The sequence below is a fragment of the Actinacidiphila bryophytorum genome (assembly GCF_016916835.1).
GTDB classification, from domain to species: Bacteria; Actinomycetota; Actinomycetes; order Streptomycetales; family Streptomycetaceae; genus Actinacidiphila; species Actinacidiphila bryophytorum.
Window position 1 is genome coordinate 17,978 of sequence record NZ_JAFFIX010000023.1, and the last position, 14,052, is coordinate 32,029.

General features: G+C 72.0%; 13 protein-coding genes and 2 tRNA genes. 10 read left to right on the forward strand and 5 right to left on the reverse strand.

The window, feature by feature from the left end; all coding sequences use genetic code 11:
• Positions 1-6: 6 nt before the first annotated feature.
• Positions 7-588, reverse strand: a complete 582-nt coding sequence (locus tag JT723_RS27005; protein WP_205047415.1) for a CGNR zinc finger domain-containing protein — start codon at positions 586-588, stop codon at positions 7-9.
• Positions 589-788: 200 nt separating this feature from the next.
• A complete protein-coding gene (locus JT723_RS27010; protein ID WP_003959770.1) occupies positions 789-1,202 on the reverse strand; it encodes an SsgA family sporulation/cell division regulator in 414 nt (137 codons plus the stop codon).
• Positions 1,203-1,393: 191 nt separating this feature from the next.
• Between JT723_RS27010 and JT723_RS27015 the strand changes: the two genes are divergently transcribed.
• The 5 genes from JT723_RS27015 to thrS all read left to right on the forward strand — a co-directional run bounded on the left by JT723_RS27015 (position 1,394) and on the right by thrS (position 4,794).
• Positions 1,394-1,807, forward strand: a complete 414-nt coding sequence (locus tag JT723_RS27015; protein WP_205047416.1) for a TIGR02611 family protein — start codon at positions 1,394-1,396, stop codon at positions 1,805-1,807.
• 64 nt (positions 1,808-1,871) lie between these two features.
• Positions 1,872-1,943, forward strand: a tRNA-Val gene (locus JT723_RS27020).
• A gap of 94 nt (positions 1,944-2,037) precedes the next feature.
• On the forward strand, positions 2,038-2,502 hold the full coding sequence (locus JT723_RS27025) for an SRPBCC family protein (RefSeq protein WP_205047418.1): 465 nt from the start codon (positions 2,038-2,040) through the stop codon (positions 2,500-2,502).
• Between the two features lie 38 nt (positions 2,503-2,540).
• Positions 2,541-2,615 (forward strand) — tRNA-Val (locus JT723_RS27030).
• A gap of 196 nt (positions 2,616-2,811) precedes the next feature.
• On the forward strand, positions 2,812-4,794 hold the full coding sequence (thrS, locus tag JT723_RS27035) for a threonine--tRNA ligase (RefSeq protein ID WP_205047420.1): 1,983 nt from the start codon (positions 2,812-2,814) through the stop codon (positions 4,792-4,794).
• A 97-nt stretch (positions 4,795-4,891) separates the two neighbouring features.
• On the opposite strand, the gene JT723_RS27040 is transcribed toward thrS, so the two are convergent.
• Positions 4,892-5,554 carry a potassium channel family protein gene (locus tag JT723_RS27040; RefSeq protein ID WP_205047421.1) on the reverse strand — a complete coding sequence of 221 codons (663 nt, stop codon included), beginning with the start codon at positions 5,552-5,554 and terminating at the stop codon, positions 4,892-4,894.
• 66 nt (positions 5,555-5,620) lie between these two features.
• On the opposite strand from JT723_RS27040, the gene JT723_RS27045 reads away from it, so the two are divergent.
• Positions 5,621-6,178 carry an HIT family protein gene (locus JT723_RS27045; protein WP_205047422.1) on the forward strand — a complete coding sequence of 186 codons (558 nt, stop codon included), beginning with the start codon at positions 5,621-5,623 and terminating at the stop codon, positions 6,176-6,178.
• 44 nt (positions 6,179-6,222) lie between these two features.
• On the opposite strand, the gene JT723_RS27050 is transcribed toward JT723_RS27045, so the two are convergent.
• Complete coding sequence (locus JT723_RS27050; protein ID WP_205047423.1) at positions 6,223-7,872, reverse strand: AbeC-like domain-containing protein; 1,650 nt, start codon at positions 7,870-7,872, stop codon at positions 6,223-6,225.
• A gap of 214 nt (positions 7,873-8,086) precedes the next feature.
• Positions 8,087-10,303, reverse strand: a complete 2,217-nt coding sequence (locus JT723_RS27055; RefSeq protein WP_251513610.1) for an elongation factor G-like protein EF-G2 — start codon at positions 10,301-10,303, stop codon at positions 8,087-8,089.
• Positions 10,304-10,562: 259 nt separating this feature from the next.
• On the opposite strand from JT723_RS27055, the gene pgsA reads away from it, so the two are divergent.
• From pgsA to JT723_RS27075, 4 genes are read left to right on the forward strand one after another with little or no spacing between them, the layout of a single operon-like run.
• Positions 10,563-11,288: a phosphatidylinositol phosphate synthase gene (gene pgsA, locus JT723_RS27060; protein ID WP_372441387.1), complete on the forward strand. Its 726-nt coding sequence runs from the start codon at positions 10,563-10,565 to the stop codon at positions 11,286-11,288.
• 47 nt (positions 11,289-11,335) lie between these two features.
• Positions 11,336-12,277 carry a phosphatidylinositol mannoside acyltransferase gene (locus JT723_RS27065; RefSeq protein ID WP_265749819.1) on the forward strand — a complete coding sequence of 314 codons (942 nt, stop codon included), beginning with the start codon at positions 11,336-11,338 and terminating at the stop codon, positions 12,275-12,277.
• A complete protein-coding gene (locus JT723_RS27070; RefSeq protein WP_205047424.1) occupies positions 12,274-13,434 on the forward strand; it encodes a glycosyltransferase family 4 protein in 1,161 nt (386 codons plus the stop codon). Before JT723_RS27065 ends, JT723_RS27070 begins: the two co-directional genes overlap by 4 nt.
• 11 nt (positions 13,435-13,445) lie before the next feature.
• Entirely contained in the window at positions 13,446-13,997 is a 552-nt protein-coding gene (locus JT723_RS27075; protein ID WP_205047425.1) for a LemA family protein, read from the forward strand.
• The last annotated feature ends 55 nt before the right edge of the window (positions 13,998-14,052 follow it).

Consider the following 14,052-nt stretch of genomic DNA (forward strand, 5'->3'; position numbering starts at 1 on the left):
CAGGCCTCAGGACGCGGCGGCCTCGTCGCCGCCCTCGCCCGCCTCCCGGCGCCTGGCCCGGTAGGCGGCCACGTGCAGCCGGTTGCCGCAGGTGCGGCTGTCGCAGTAGCGGCGGGAGCGGTTGCGCGAGAGGTCCACGAAGGCGTGCCGGCAGTCGGGCGCGTCGCAGCGCCGCAGCCGCTCCCGCTCGCCCGCCGTGATCAGGAAGGCCAGCGCCATCCCGCAGTCGGCGGCCAGGTGGTCGGACAGCGACGCGCCGGGCGCGAAGTAGTGCACGTGCCAGTCGTAGCCGTCGTGGTCGGTGAGCCGGGGCGTGGTGCCGGCCTCGGCGATCATCGCGTTGAGCATGGTGGCTGCGGTGGCGTCGTCGGTGGTGGCGAAGACCTCGGTGAAGCGGCCGCGCACCGACTGGACGGCGGTGATGTCGCCCCGGTCCAGGCGGCCGATCTCGCTGACCTTGTTGCGCTCCACGAAGGCGCGCAGGTCCGCGACCTCGGCCAGCGCCTCGTGGCCGGCGATCGAGGGTGCGGTGTTGATCAGGTCGACCACGCTGTCGAGCGCGCACCTGGTGTCATGGTTGATCAGCACGGAACGCTCCCTGCCGGCGTCGTCGAGCGGCTGCGTTCCGGTGACTCTAGCGCGCGGGAGCCGCCGCCGTGGGGGTGCGGGTCCCACGGGCGGCGGCTCTCGTTCCTGCGGTGTCAGGCGGCCGGGCGCTGCCCTGCGCCGCCTTGGGTGTCCGGGCTGTCCCCCCGAGTAGGACGGCCGCGGACGGTCGGTGACCGGTCTCAGCTCTCCGCGAGGATGTGGGACAGCTCGGTGTCGAGGTCGAAGTGGCGGTGCTCGGTGCCCGGCGGTACCGCGGCGTCCGTCCGCTTGAGGAAGGACTCCAGGGCACGTGCCGGGGCTTCGAGCAGGGCTTCGCCCTCGGGGGAGCTGAGGGCGATGCACACGACGCCCTGGCCGTGGCTGCGGGACGGCCAGACTCTGACGTCTCCGGTGCCGGTGGGCCGGTGCAGACCCTCGGCGAGCAGGTCGCGGGCGAACACCCATTCGACCGTCTCTTCGGCTCCGGTGTGGAAGGTGGCGTGCACGGCATACGGATCGGCCGTGTCGTACCGCAAGCCCGCGGGTACAGGCAGTGAGGATTCGCTCGACACAACGAGGCGCAGGTGCAGCTCGCAGCTGACCGTGGTGTTCATAAGCGCCAGGGCCTTTCGCTCAGTGTGCGCTCGGGGATTCGCACGTCGGCGAAATCGACATGCCACCTGCGAGGACGTTGTAAACCCCTCTGAGAAGTTTGTGAGGGTTCTCGTACCTCGTACGGACTAGTCACGAGAAGGGCGGAACGCCCATTTCGGTGATCGCCCCGGCGTCCGGTACGTTGGCATATATGACCGCGGAGAGTGACGAGATGACCAGAGTCGTGGCCAGAGATTCACGGCTCGGCTCGCGAGCCCCCGCCTTCGTGCAGCGATCACGCCCGCTGCACGCGATCTGGCGTGCCGGGATCTTCGTGGTCGGCCTCGCGGTGATCGCCGGCGGGGTGATCCTGCTGCCGCTGCCCGGACCCGGCTGGCTGATCATCTTCGGCGGCATGGCGATCTGGGGCACCGAGTTCGTCTGGGCGCAGAAGGTGCTGCGCTGGACCCGCCGCAAGGTCACCGAGGCCGCCAGGGCCGCCGCCGACCCCCGGGTCAGGCGGCGCAACCTGGTCATCGGGTCGGTGGCCGTGGCCGCGCTGGCGGGCCTGGCGATCTGGTACGTGCTGAGCTTCGGCTTCACCCTGCCCTGGCGGCTGGGCTGATCTTGCCGCGCACCGGGACTGGTCCAGGGGCCTGCCCCGGTACGGTAAAGTGGTGCGCACGCCGGGGCGATTAGCTCAGCGGGAGAGCACTTCGTTCACACCGAAGGGGTCACTGGTTCGATCCCAGTATCGCCCACCCGGACCGAGGGTCCCGGAGGCCGTGCAGACAGCCTCCGGGACCCTCGGCGTTTTCCGCCGCGCCCGCCGGCCGCTCGCGCACACTGGGGCGTATGGACTGGAGTCACTACCGATTCCGCAGCACCTGGCGGCTGGCCGCGCCGCCCGACACGGTCTACCGGGTGCTGGAGCGCCCGGACTTGTACCCCCTGTGGTGGCCGCAGATCCGCGAGGTGCGGCAGACCGGCGAGACCACCGGAGTGCTCCGCTTCCGCTCCGTCCTGCCCTACGACCTGGTGGTCACCGCCCGCTCCACCCGGCAGGACCCCGAGCGCCGGATCCTCGAAGTCGCCATGGCCGGCGACCTGGAGGGCTGGGTCCGCTGGACCGTCACCGCCGACGGCCCCGGCACCCGGCTGCTGTTCGAGCAGGACGTGGTCGTCCGCAAACCGCTGATGCGGGTGCTCGCCGTCCCGGGCCGGCCGCTGTTCACCGCCAACCACGCCCTGATGATGCGCCGCGGCCGTACCGGCCTGCTGGCCCGCCTCGCCGCAGAAGGGCGCGGCGATGTCGTTTGAACGCCGGGCGCGTTCGCCTGTAAGGTTCCACTCGTCCCGGGCGATTAGCTCAGCGGGAGAGCACTTCGTTCACACCGAAGGGGTCACTGGTTCGATCCCAGTATCGCCCACCAGCACGAGGCGGGGCCGGTCCGCGACAGCGCGGACCGGCCCCGCCTATTTCCTTGCGTCCGGCTCCGTCCGGCTCGGCGGGGTTTTCCACAGGCTCGGCGGCGGGCTTCGCGGGGAGAGCTTCCGGCTCGGTACGATTCAGCGGTGCGGCGAGCGCTCGCCGCACGGCCCCGTACGACCTCAGTCAGGAGCAGACCGGTGTCAGACCTCCGTGTGATCATCAAACGCGATTCCGCCGAACCGGAAGAGCGGACGGTCACGACGGGCACGACCGCGGCCGAGCTGTTCCAGGGCGAGCGGTCGGTGGTCGCCGCCCGGGTCGGCGGCGAGCTGAAGGACCTCGCCTACGCCGTGGCCGACGGCGAGGAGGTCGAGCCGGTCGACATCACCAGCGAGGACGGGCTGAACATCCTGCGGCACTCCACCGCGCACGTCATGGCGCAGGCGGTGCAGGAGCTGTTCCCCGAGGCCAAGTTGGGCATCGGCCCGCCGGTCAGGGACGGCTTCTACTACGACTTCGACGTCGACAAGCCCTTCCACCCCGATGACCTCAAGGCCATCGAGAAGAAGATGCAGGAGATCCAGAAGCGCGGCCAGCGCTTCTCCCGCCGCGTCGTCACCGACGAGCAGGCCCGCGAGGAACTGGCCGGCGAGCCGTACAAGCTGGAGCTGATCGGCCTCAAGGGCTCCTCGGCCACCAGCGACGACGGCGCCGACGTCGAGGTCGGCGCGGGCGAGCTGACGATCTACGACAACCTGGACGCCAAGACCGGCGAGCTGTGCTGGAAGGACCTGTGCCGCGGCCCGCACCTGCCGAGCACGCGCAACATCCCGGCGTTCAAGCTGATGCGCAATGCCGCGGCCTACTGGCGCGGCAGCGAGAAGAACCCGATGCTGCAGCGGATCTACGGCACCGCGTGGCCCACCAAGGAAGAACTGAAGGCGCATCTGGACTTCCTCGAGGAGGCCGCCAAGCGCGACCACCGCAAGCTCGGCACCGAGCTGGACCTCTTCTCCATCCCCGAGCAGATCGGCTCGGGCCTGGCCGTCTTCCACCCCAAGGGCGGCATCGTCCGCCGGGTGATGGAGGACTACTCGCGCCGCCGGCACGAGGAGGAGGGGTACGACTTCGTCTACACCCCGCACGCCACCAAGGGCACCCTCTTCGAGATCTCCGGCCACCTGGACTGGTACGCCGACGGCATGTACCCGCCCATGCAGCTCGACGAGGGCACGGACTACTACCTCAAGCCCATGAACTGCCCGATGCACAACCTGGTCTTCGACGCGCGCGGCCGCTCCTACCGCGAACTGCCGCTGCGGCTCTTCGAGTTCGGCACGGTCTACCGCTACGAGAAGTCCGGCGTCGTGCACGGCCTGACCCGCGCCCGCGGCTTCACCCAGGACGACGCGCACATCTACTGCACCAAGGAGCAGATGGCCGACGAGCTGGACTCGACGCTGACCTTCGTGCTCAACCTCCTGCGGGACTACGGGCTCACCGACTTCTACCTGGAGCTGTCCACCAAGGACGAGAACAAGTACGTCGGCTCCGACGAGGTGTGGGAGGAGGCGACCGACACGCTGCGCAAGGTCGCCGAGAAGCAGGGCCTGCCGCTGGTGCCCGACCCGGGCGGCGCCGCCTTCTACGGGCCGAAGATCTCCGTCCAGACCAAGGACGCGATCGGCCGCAGCTGGCAGATGTCCACCGTGCAGCTGGACTTCAACCTGCCCGAGCGCTTCGACCTGCAGTACACCGCTCCTGACGGCTCCCGGCAGCGGCCCGTCATGATCCACCGGGCGCTCTTCGGCTCGATCGAGCGCTTCTTCGCGGTCCTGCTGGAGCACTATGCCGGCGCCTTCCCGGCGTGGCTGGCCCCGGTCCAGGCGGTCGGCATCCCGGTCGGCGACGCGCATGTGCCGTACCTGCAGGAGTTCGCGGGCGAGGCCAAGCGCAAGGGGCTGCGGGTCGAGGTGGACGCGTCCTCCGACCGGATGCAGAAGAAGATCAGGACGTGGCAGAAGCAGAAGGTCCCGTTCATGATCATCGTCGGCGACGAGGACATGACCAACGGCACGGTCTCCTTCCGCTACCGCGACGGCTCGCAGGAGAACGGCATCCCGCGTGACCAGGCACTGGCCAAGCTCGTTGATGTGGTCGAGCGTCGCGTGCAGGTTTGACTCGCTCCCCGCGTGAGCGGGGGTGTGCCGGCCCCTGAGAAGTACGTCGGGTCGGACGACGCCTGCTCCCCGCGCAAGCGGGGGTAGCCCCCGGGTCTCAGCGGCCCGGGGGCAGTTCGCCCTCGCGGGCGAAGGCCTGGTAGAGCCAGGAGGAGAAGGAGCCGGTCACGGCGCCCAGCAGGGCCAGGCCCATCAGCATCAGGAAGGCCGCGATCACCCTGCCCCAGAAGGTCACCGGGGTGACGTCGCCGTAGCCGACCGTGGTGAGCGTCTCGCAGGTCCACCACACCGAGTCGCCGAACGTGCGGATCGTCGCACCGGGGGCGTACCGCTCCTGCTGGTAGACCGCCAGCGCACCGGAGAAGCCGAGCAGCACCGCCGACATGCCCGCGTAGGAGATCACCCGGCCGTACAGGCTCAGCCGCGGCTGCTCGTGGCGGCGCTGCATCACCTGGTAGATGTGCACGGCCCGCAGCGGTCGCAGCAGCGGCAGGATCAGCACGACCGTGTCGAGCAGGTGGTGGGCGACGTAGCGCGGCCCGAAGCGGTGGCCGCTGAGCCGCAGCCGCACCAGGTAGTCCACGGCGAAGCACGCCCACACCGCGTCGATCAACGCCAGCAGCGCCGTGTGTGCGGCCTGCGGCCAGCCGGTGGCCAGCACATGGGCCGCGTAGGCGCCGAGAAAGAGCAGCGACAGGAGGAACAGCGGGACCTCGCTGCGGTTCTCCCAGCGGGCCAGCCGGCTGTCGTCGTCGTCCATCCGGCCAGGATCCCGTCACGGGTGCGGTGGCAGGCCCGGCGACACGCGTGGCGGGGGCGAAGTCCTATGCTGACCGTCATGACGAGTGAGCCGCAGCAGGGGCAGGGAGCGGGGGTACCGGACGCGTTCCAGCGGCTGTGGACCCCGCACCGGATGGCGTACATCCAGGGGGAGAACAAGCCCACCGGTCCGGGTGCCGGCGACGGCTGCCCCTTCTGTGCGATCCCCGCGGAGTCCGACGAGGACGGCCTGGTCATCAGCCGCGGCGAGCACGTCTACGCGGTGCTGAACCTCTACCCGTACAACAGCGGGCACCTGATGGTGGTGCCGTACCGCCATGTCGCGGACTACACGGACCTGGACGCGGCGGAGACGGTGGAGCTGGCGGAGTTCACCAAGCGGGCGATGACGGCGCTGCGGACCGCGTCGGCGGCGCAGGGCTTCAACATCGGCATGAACCAGGGCGGTGTGGCCGGTGCGGGCATCGCGGCGCATCTGCACCAGCACGTGGTGCCGCGCTGGGGCGGCGACGTCAACTTCATGCCGGTGGTCGGCCAGACCAAGGTGCTGCCGCAACTGCTGGCGGACACCCGCAAGATGCTGGCCGACGCCTGGCCGCGCTGACGGGGTGACCGCGCGAGGTCAGGCGTGGGCGTCGGCCGCGGGGCTCATGCGTCGTAGGCGTCGGCCTTTTTGGGCTCCACGCCCTGCACCAGACCGCTGAGGACCATCGAGCGGTTGGTGAAGTGCGAGGTGTCCACGCCGTTCTCGGTCATCACCTGGATCGCGGCGGAGTGCACCGCCCGCAGCACGGGGGTGGCCGCGCGCAGCGCGTCGTCGGCCATGAAGCGGTGCTGCCACGGCTTCTCGACCCAGGTGTGCCGCAGCCCGAAGGGCTCGGGCAGCGTCAGGGTGCCGCCGAAGTAGTCCAGGATCGGCGGGAACCAGGTCAGCGGCGCCCGGGCGGCGAGCCTGACGACCTCGCCCGAGTCGATCAGCGGCAGCTGGACGGTCTTGGTCTCCCAGAACTTGACCGGCTTGCTGACCTTCTTCTCCTTGTCCGGCGGCCCGTCGGTGAACAGCGAGTTGATCGGGCCGAGCGCGTGCGCGGTGACGTCGACCCGCAGGGTGTGGGCGAGGACGGTGACCGTGACCAGCAGGGTGATGACGAGGTTGCCGTCCCACAGGGTGAACTGGATGCCCAGGTAGTGGCGGTTGCCCTTGCCGAACTGCTGGGTGTTGCAGATCCGCTGGATCTCGAAGTCCTTGACGGAGAAGGAGTCGACCTCGGGTCCTGTGGGGCGGGCGATCTTCTTGGCGCCCTCTCCTATCGGGGCGACGACCCAGTGGCGTATGGACGGCTTGGGGAAGCCGCCGGTGTGCAGCGGGCCGCGCTCCAGCATGCGCAGCTTGTCGTGGATCGCGCGGATCACGTCCCAGCTGCGGAAGGGGTTGATGTCGGTGACGCCTTCCGCCGGGATCAGCTCCTCGGCCATGTGCCAGCTGCCCCAGCGGCTGCCCATGCCCAGTATTCCCTTGGGGCCGGCGTAGAAGACGACGTTGCTGCCCTGCTCGGCGGACAGCTTCGCCAGTGACTGGCGCAGCCTTTCCGCGCGGACCTGGTTGGGGTTGCGGGGGACCGCCTCGGGGATCTTGGCGCCGACGGCGGTGCCGGCCACCAGGCCGCTCCACCGGTCGCGCAGGTCCTTCGCGGTGCGCTCGCAGATCCGCTTGGCCCAGAACCAGCCGATGACCGGGGCGATCATCATCACCCGGAAGTACTGGTGCCAGAAGCCGGAGAAGGGCGGTTTGATCGCCAGCAGCACCGCCAGGGCGACCGCGACCGCCAGGACGGCGCCGCCGAGCGCACCGTAGCGGTTGCCGCCCGCCTTGAGGGTGGCGAGCGACCTGCGCAGCTGGAAGGCGCCGAGCCAGAGCAGCACACCGGGCAGGAAGAGCAGTCCGAAGACGCCCATGACGATGGTCAGCCGGGCGTCGCGCTCCTGCCGGATGCGGTTGGCGGCCAGGCAGTGCTCGACGACGGTCTGCGGTTCGATGCCGAAGGACTGCACCAGCTCCTTGCGGGCGGCGCCGAGCATGCGGACCTGGACGGCGCGTGCGAAGGCCTCGCCGAGGTTCGGTTCGAACAGCGAGAGCCGGGGGGCCTTGACGGAGGCGGCGTCGTTGATGTCGACCAGCGCCTTGACCGGCGAGTCCCGATACGCGGCAGAGGCGAGCGCCTGGGTGGCGCCGGTCTCGCCGTCGGTGCCCGTCAGCGGGATCTGCGCCCCCGGGCTGAAATCGAACCCGTCCGTCACCGAAGCCCCCAGTCCGCCGATACGCCCGCCACCACGCGGCTCCGACCAGCCCATTCCCCCTGGGGGTGCGGGTCACACTTTCGGAGCAGTCACCAGATTAGCGGCGCAGCGGCCCGCGGTGTTCCCGCGAGCCGCCGAACGGCCCGTCAACTGCCGTGCGGGGGGCGGCGGATCGTGCACCCGCGCCGTCCCGCACGGCAGACGTCAGGACCGGTCACCCGGCCCGCTCCGCCTCCTCCTGCTGCCGCATCTTCGCCGCCAGCGCGGCCGGCATCGGCTCGTGCCGGGCGTAGTGCCGGCTGAACCGCCCGGTGCCGTGCGACAGGGACCGCAGGTCGACGGCGTAGCGCCCGATCTCGATCTCGGGGACGTCGGCGCGCACCAGGGTGCGCCCGGGTCCTGCGGGTTCTGTGCCCAGCACCCGGCCGCGCCGCCCGGACAGGTCGCTCATCACCGGGCCGACGTAGGCGTCGGGCACCTGCACCCCCACCTCGGCGACCGGTTCCAGCAGGTGGATGCGGCAGGCCGCGGCGGCCTCCCGCAGCGCGAGGGCGCCCGCGGTCTGGAAGGCGGCGTCGGAGGAGTCGACCGAGTGCGCCTTGCCGTCGGACAGGGTGACCCTGATGTCGACCACGGGGAAGCCGAGCACCACCCCGCGGGCGGCCTGGGCGCGTACGCCCTTCTCCACCGACGGGATGAACTGCCGCGGCACCGCGCCGCCGATCACCTTGTCGACGAACTCGATGCCGGATCCGACCGGCAGCGGCTCGACCTCGATGTCGCAGATCGCGAACTGCCCGTGCCCGCCGGACTGCTTGACGTGCCGGCCGCGAGCGGTGGCGGCCTCGCCGAAGGTCTCGCGCAGCGACACCTTGTACGGGACCGCGTCGACCTGCACCCCGTAGCGGGTGCGCAGCCGCTCCAGGGCCACGTCGGCGTGCGCCTCGCCCAGGCACCACAGCACGACCTGCCGGGTGGCCGGGTTCTGCTCCAGGCGCATCGTGGGGTCCTCGGCGACCAGCCGGGACAGGCCCTGGGACAGCTTGTCCTCGTCGGCCTTGCTGTGCGCCTCGATGGCGACGGGCAGCAGCGGGTCGGGCATCCGCCAGGGCTCCATCAGCAGCGGGCGGTCCTTGCCGGACAGGGTGTCGCCGGTCTCGGCACGGGACAGCTTCGCCACGCACACCAGGTCGCCCGCCGCCGCGGACGGCACGGGGCGCTGGTGCTTGCCGAACGGCGAGGACAGGGCGCCGACCCGCTCGTCGACGTCGTGGTCCTCGTGCCCGCGGTCCTCCATGCCGTGCCCCGAGACGTGCACCGTCTCGTCGGGGCGCAGGGTGCCGGAGAAGACCCGCACCAGGCTGATCCGGCCCACGTACGGGTCGGAGGACGTCTTCACGACCTCCGCGGCCAGCGGCCCCTCCGGGTCGCAGGACAGCGTGGTGCGCCCGCCGTCCAGGGTGGTGACCGGCGGCACCGCGCGTTCCAGGGGCGTGGGGAAGCCGCCGGTGATCAGTTCGAGCAGCTCCACCGTGCCGATGCCCTGCCGGGCGCCGTCGGCGGCGGGGGCCGCGGCCACCACCGGGTGGAAGCTGCCGCGGGCGACGGCCCGCTCCAGGTCGGTGACCAGGGTGTCGACGTCGATGTCCGCACCGCCGAGGTAGCGGTCCATGAGCGTCTCGTCCTCGCTCTCGGCGATGATCCCCTCGATGAGCCGGTTGCGCGCCTCGGTGAGCCGCGGCAGCAGCCCGGCGTCCGGGTCGTGTTCGACGCGCTCGCCGGAGGAGTAGTCGTACACCCGCTGGGTGAGCAGCCCGGCCAGGCCCGTCACGGGCGCGTGCCCGTCGGGTCCCTCGGGGCCGTGCACCGGCAGGTACAGCGGCAGCACCGCGTCGGGGTCGTCGCCGCCCAGCTCGCGGGCGAACTGGGCCGCGGTCTCCTCGAAGCCGGCCCGCGCCGACTCCAGGTGCGTGACGACCACCGCCCGCGGCATGCCGACGGCGGCGCACTCGTCCCACACGATGCGGGTCGGGCCGCCGATGCCCTCGCCGTCCTGCGCGGCCGAGACCACGAAGAGGGCCGCGTCGGCCGCCCGCAGGCCGGCCCGCAGCTCCCCGACGAAGTCGGCGTACCCGGGGGTGTCCAGCACGTTGACCTTGATGCCGTCCCACTCGACCGGCACCAGCGACAGCTGGACCGAGCGCTGCTGGCGCTGTTCGATCTCGTCGTGGTCGGAGACCGAGCCGCCGTCCTCGACCCGGCCGGCCCTGTTCACCGCGCCGGTGGTCAGCGCGAGCGCCTCCACCAGTGTCGTCTTCCCTGCTCCGCTGTGGCCGACCAGCACCACATTGCGCACCTTCTCGGGGCGGTCGGCCGCCGGTGCCCTTCCGGCGGCCCCTGGTTGTCCGTCTCTCCTGTCGGCTGCACCCACGTGCACTCGCCTCCCGGGTCCTGCCCGCATGGGGTCCGCGCCCTCGTCGGGGGCGCGCGCCAGGGACGCCACGGGAGACCGCGTACAGGCGAGGCGGCCTCGACGACGCCCGCGGTCTTTCGACCTTCCCACGACGGTCAGGTCGCGTCCATACGTCGTACGGGTGCCGGCCTGCTCGGTCTGCTGTCGGTCTGCTGTTCGGGGGGCGGCGGCGGCCCCGGCGGTGCCTGCCGCAACCGCCCGGCGGCGGCTGGCTACGATGGGCCATCCGGTGGCGGCCCCGAGCCGCCGCGACCACATCCTCCGACCCGTCGGGAAGGCCATGCTGAACAAGTACGCGCGTGCGTTCTTCACGCGTGTTCTCACGCCGTTCGCCGCATTTCTCCTGCGCAAGGGGGTCAGCCCCGACACGGTGACCCTGATCGGTACCGCGGGAGTGATGGCAGGTGCGCTGGTCTTCTACCCCAGGGGCGAGTTCTTCTGGGGCACCGTCGTCATCACCCTGTTCGTCTTCTCCGACCTTGTCGACGGCAACATGGCACGGCAGGCCGGCGTCTCCAGCCGCTGGGGCGCCTTCCTCGACTCCACCCTCGACCGGGTCGCCGACGCGGGGATCTTCGGCGGCCTTGCCATGTGGTACGCGGGCAAGGGCGACAACCTGCCGCTGTGCGCGGTGGCCATCTTCTGCCTGGCCAGCGGCCAGGTCGTGTCGTACACCAAGGCGCGCGGCGAGGCCATCGGGCTGCCGGTGAACGTCAACGGGCTGGTCGAGCGGGCCGAGCGGCTGGTGGTCACCCTGGTGCTGTGCGGCTTCTCCGGCCTGCACAAGTTCGGTGTGCCCGGCATCCAGTACCTGCTGCCGATCGCGCTGTGGGCGGTCGCCGCGGGCAGCCTGGTCACCCTGATCCAGCGGGTGGTGACCGTGCGCCGGGAGTCCGCAGAGGCGGACGCGGCGGCGCTGGCCGAGCACGGGAGCGGTGCGTGAGCGGCGCCGACGCCTCGGGGGAGGGCGCCCCCTCCCGGGCCGCCAGGCTGCGCGGGAGCATGATCGACGGCCTGTACGGGGCCGGCTGGGGCGCGGTCAAGCTCCTGCCGGAACCGGCGGCCCGCGCACTCGGCCGTACCGTCGCGGACGCGGCCTGGCGGCGGCGCGGCAAGGGTGTGCTGCGCCTGGAGTCCAACCTGGCCCGCGTGGTCCCGGACGCCGGCCCGGAGCGGCTGCGCGAGCTGTCCAGGGCCGGCATGCGCTCCTACCTGCGCTACTGGATGGAGTCCTTCCGGCTGCCGGCGTGGAGCAAGGACCGGGTGCGGGGCGGCTTCGCCCCGGCCGACGTGCACTACCTGACCGGCGGCCTCGCCGCGGGCCGCGGCGTGATCCTGGCGCTGCCGCACATGGCCAACTGGGACCTGGCCGGCGCCTGGGTCACCACCAAGCTGGAGACGCCCTTCGCGACCGTCGCGGAGCGCCTCAAGCCCGAGACGCTCTACGACCGCTTCGTCGCCTACCGCGAGGGCCTGGGCATGGAGGTGCTGCCGCACACCGGCGGCAGCGCCTTCGGCACCCTGGCCCGGCGGCTGCGCGACGGCGGCCTGGTCTGCCTGGTCGCCGACCGCGACCTGTCCTCCTCCGGTGTCGAGGTCGACTTCTTCGGCGAGAAGACCCGGATGCCCGCGGGACCCGCGCTGCTGGCCCAGCAGACCGGGGCGCTGCTGCTGCCGGTGACCCTGTGGTACGACGACTCGCCGGTGATGCAGGGCAGGGTGCACCCGCCGGTCGCGGTGCCCGACAGCGGCGACCGCCCCTACCGCACCGCCGTGATGACCCAGGCGCTGGCCGACGCGTACGCCTCGGGCATCGCCGAGCACCCCGAGGACTGGCACATGCTGCAGCGGCTCTGGCTGGCCGACCTGGAACCGCGGGCGGGTGCCGCACCCGCGGCGGCCGCGGGCAGCGGCGGAACGGGGACGGCGTGAGGATCGGGATCGTCTGCCCGTACTCCTGGGACGTCCCCGGCGGCGTCCAGTTCCACATCAGGGACCTCGCCGAGCACCTGACCGGGCTCGGCCACCACGTCTCGGTGCTCGCACCCGCGGACGACGAGACACCGCTGCCGCCCTACGTGGTCTCGGCGGGCCGCGCGGTCCCCGTGCCCTACAACGGCTCGGTGGCCCGGCTGAACTTCGGCTTCCTGTCCGCGGCCCGGGTCAGGCGCTGGTTGCACGACGGCGGCTTCGACGTCGTCCACATCCACGAGCCGACCTCGCCGTCGCTGGGCCTGCTGGCCTGCTGGGCCGCGCAGGGGCCGCTGGTGGCCACCTTCCACACCTCCAACCCGCGCTCGCGGGCGATGATCGCCGCCTACCCGATCCTGCAGCCCGCGCTGGAGAAGATCAGCGCGCGCATCGCGGTCAGCGAGTACGCCCGGCGCACCCTGGTCGAGCACCTGGGCGGCGACGCCGTCGTCATCCCCAACGGGGTCGACGTGGACTTCTTCGCCCGCGCGGAGCCGCGCAAGGAGTGGCAGGGCGACACCATCGGCTTCATGGGCCGCATCGACGAGCCGCGCAAGGGCCTGCCGGTGCTGATGCGGGCGCTGCCGGCGATCCTCGCCGAGCGCCCGCAGACCCGGCTGCTGGTCGCGGGCCGCGGCGACGCGGAGGAGGCGGTGGCGACACTGCCCGAGCAGATGCGCTCCCGGGTGGAGTTCCTCGGCATGGTCAGCGACGAGGACAAGGCCAGGCTGCTGCGCAGCGTCGACGTGTACGTGGCGCCCAACACCGGCGGCGAGTCCTTCGGCATCATCCTGGTCGAGGCGATGTCGGCCGGCGCCGCGGTGCTGGCCAGCGACCTCGACGCCTTCGCGCAGGTCCTCGCGCAGGGCGAGGCGGGCGAGCTGTTCGCCAACGAGGACGCCGACGCGCTGGCCGCCGCCGCCCTGCGGCTGCTGGCCGACCCCGCGCGGCGCACCGCGCTCAGCGACCGGGGCAGGGCGCATGTGCGGCGCTTCGACTGGTCCTCGGTCGGCGCGGACATCCTGTCGGTCTACGAGACCGTCGCCGACGGCGCCGCGCACGTCGCCACCGACGAACGCACCCGGCTGCGCGGCTTCTTCGGCCCCGCACGCCGGTAGCCTTGCCGCCCGTGACCACCACCATCATCTGGATCGCGGTGGCGCTCGTCGCTGTCGGCCTGTACCTGAGCTGGACCGCGGGGCGCCTTGACCGGCTGCACGCCCGTATCGACGCGGCCCGCGCCGCCCTGGACGCGCAGCTGCTGCGCCGGGCCTCGGTCGCCCAGGAGCTGGCGACCGCGGGGGTGCTCGACCCGGCCGCGTCCATCGTGCTGTACGAGTCCGCGCACGCCGCCCGGCAGGCCGAGCCCGAGCAGCGGGAGGTCGCGGAGAGCGAGCTGAGCCAGGCGTTGCGCGCGGTCTTCCCCGACCCCGAGGCGGTCGGCGAGGTCAGCGGCGCGCCCGGCGGCACCGAGGCGATCGGCGAGCTGACCCAGGCGGTGCGGCGGGTCCCGATGGCCAGGCGCTTCCACAACGACGCGGTCCGCGCCGCCCGTGCGGTGCGCGAGCACCGGGTGGTGCGCTGGCTGCGGCTGGCCGGGCACGCGCCCTTCCCGCTGGCCTTCGAGATGGACGACGAGCCGCCGCAGCCGCTGACCACGGAGGGCGCGGGCGCCCGCTGAGCGGCGCCGGGAACCGGTGGCGGGGCCGGGGAGCCACCTGCGGCGAATTGGCCCT

Excerpts from the sequence above, each read along its gene's own strand:
- JT723_RS27045 (WP_205047422.1), top strand. The coding sequence starts at position 5,621 with ATGCTGACCGTCATGACGAGTGAGCCGCAGCAGGGGCAGGGAGCGGGG.
- pgsA (WP_372441387.1), top strand. The coding sequence starts at position 10,563 with ATGGGCCATCCGGTGGCGGCCCCGAGCCGCCGCGACCACATCCTCCGA.
- JT723_RS27015 (WP_205047416.1), top strand. The coding sequence starts at position 1,394 with ATGACCGCGGAGAGTGACGAGATGACCAGAGTCGTGGCCAGAGATTCA.
- JT723_RS27025 (WP_205047418.1), top strand. The coding sequence starts at position 2,038 with ATGGACTGGAGTCACTACCGATTCCGCAGCACCTGGCGGCTGGCCGCG.
- JT723_RS27010 (WP_003959770.1), bottom strand. The coding sequence starts at position 1,202 with ATGAACACCACGGTCAGCTGCGAGCTGCACCTGCGCCTCGTTGTGTCG.
- JT723_RS27040 (WP_205047421.1), bottom strand. The coding sequence starts at position 5,554 with ATGGACGACGACGACAGCCGGCTGGCCCGCTGGGAGAACCGCAGCGAG.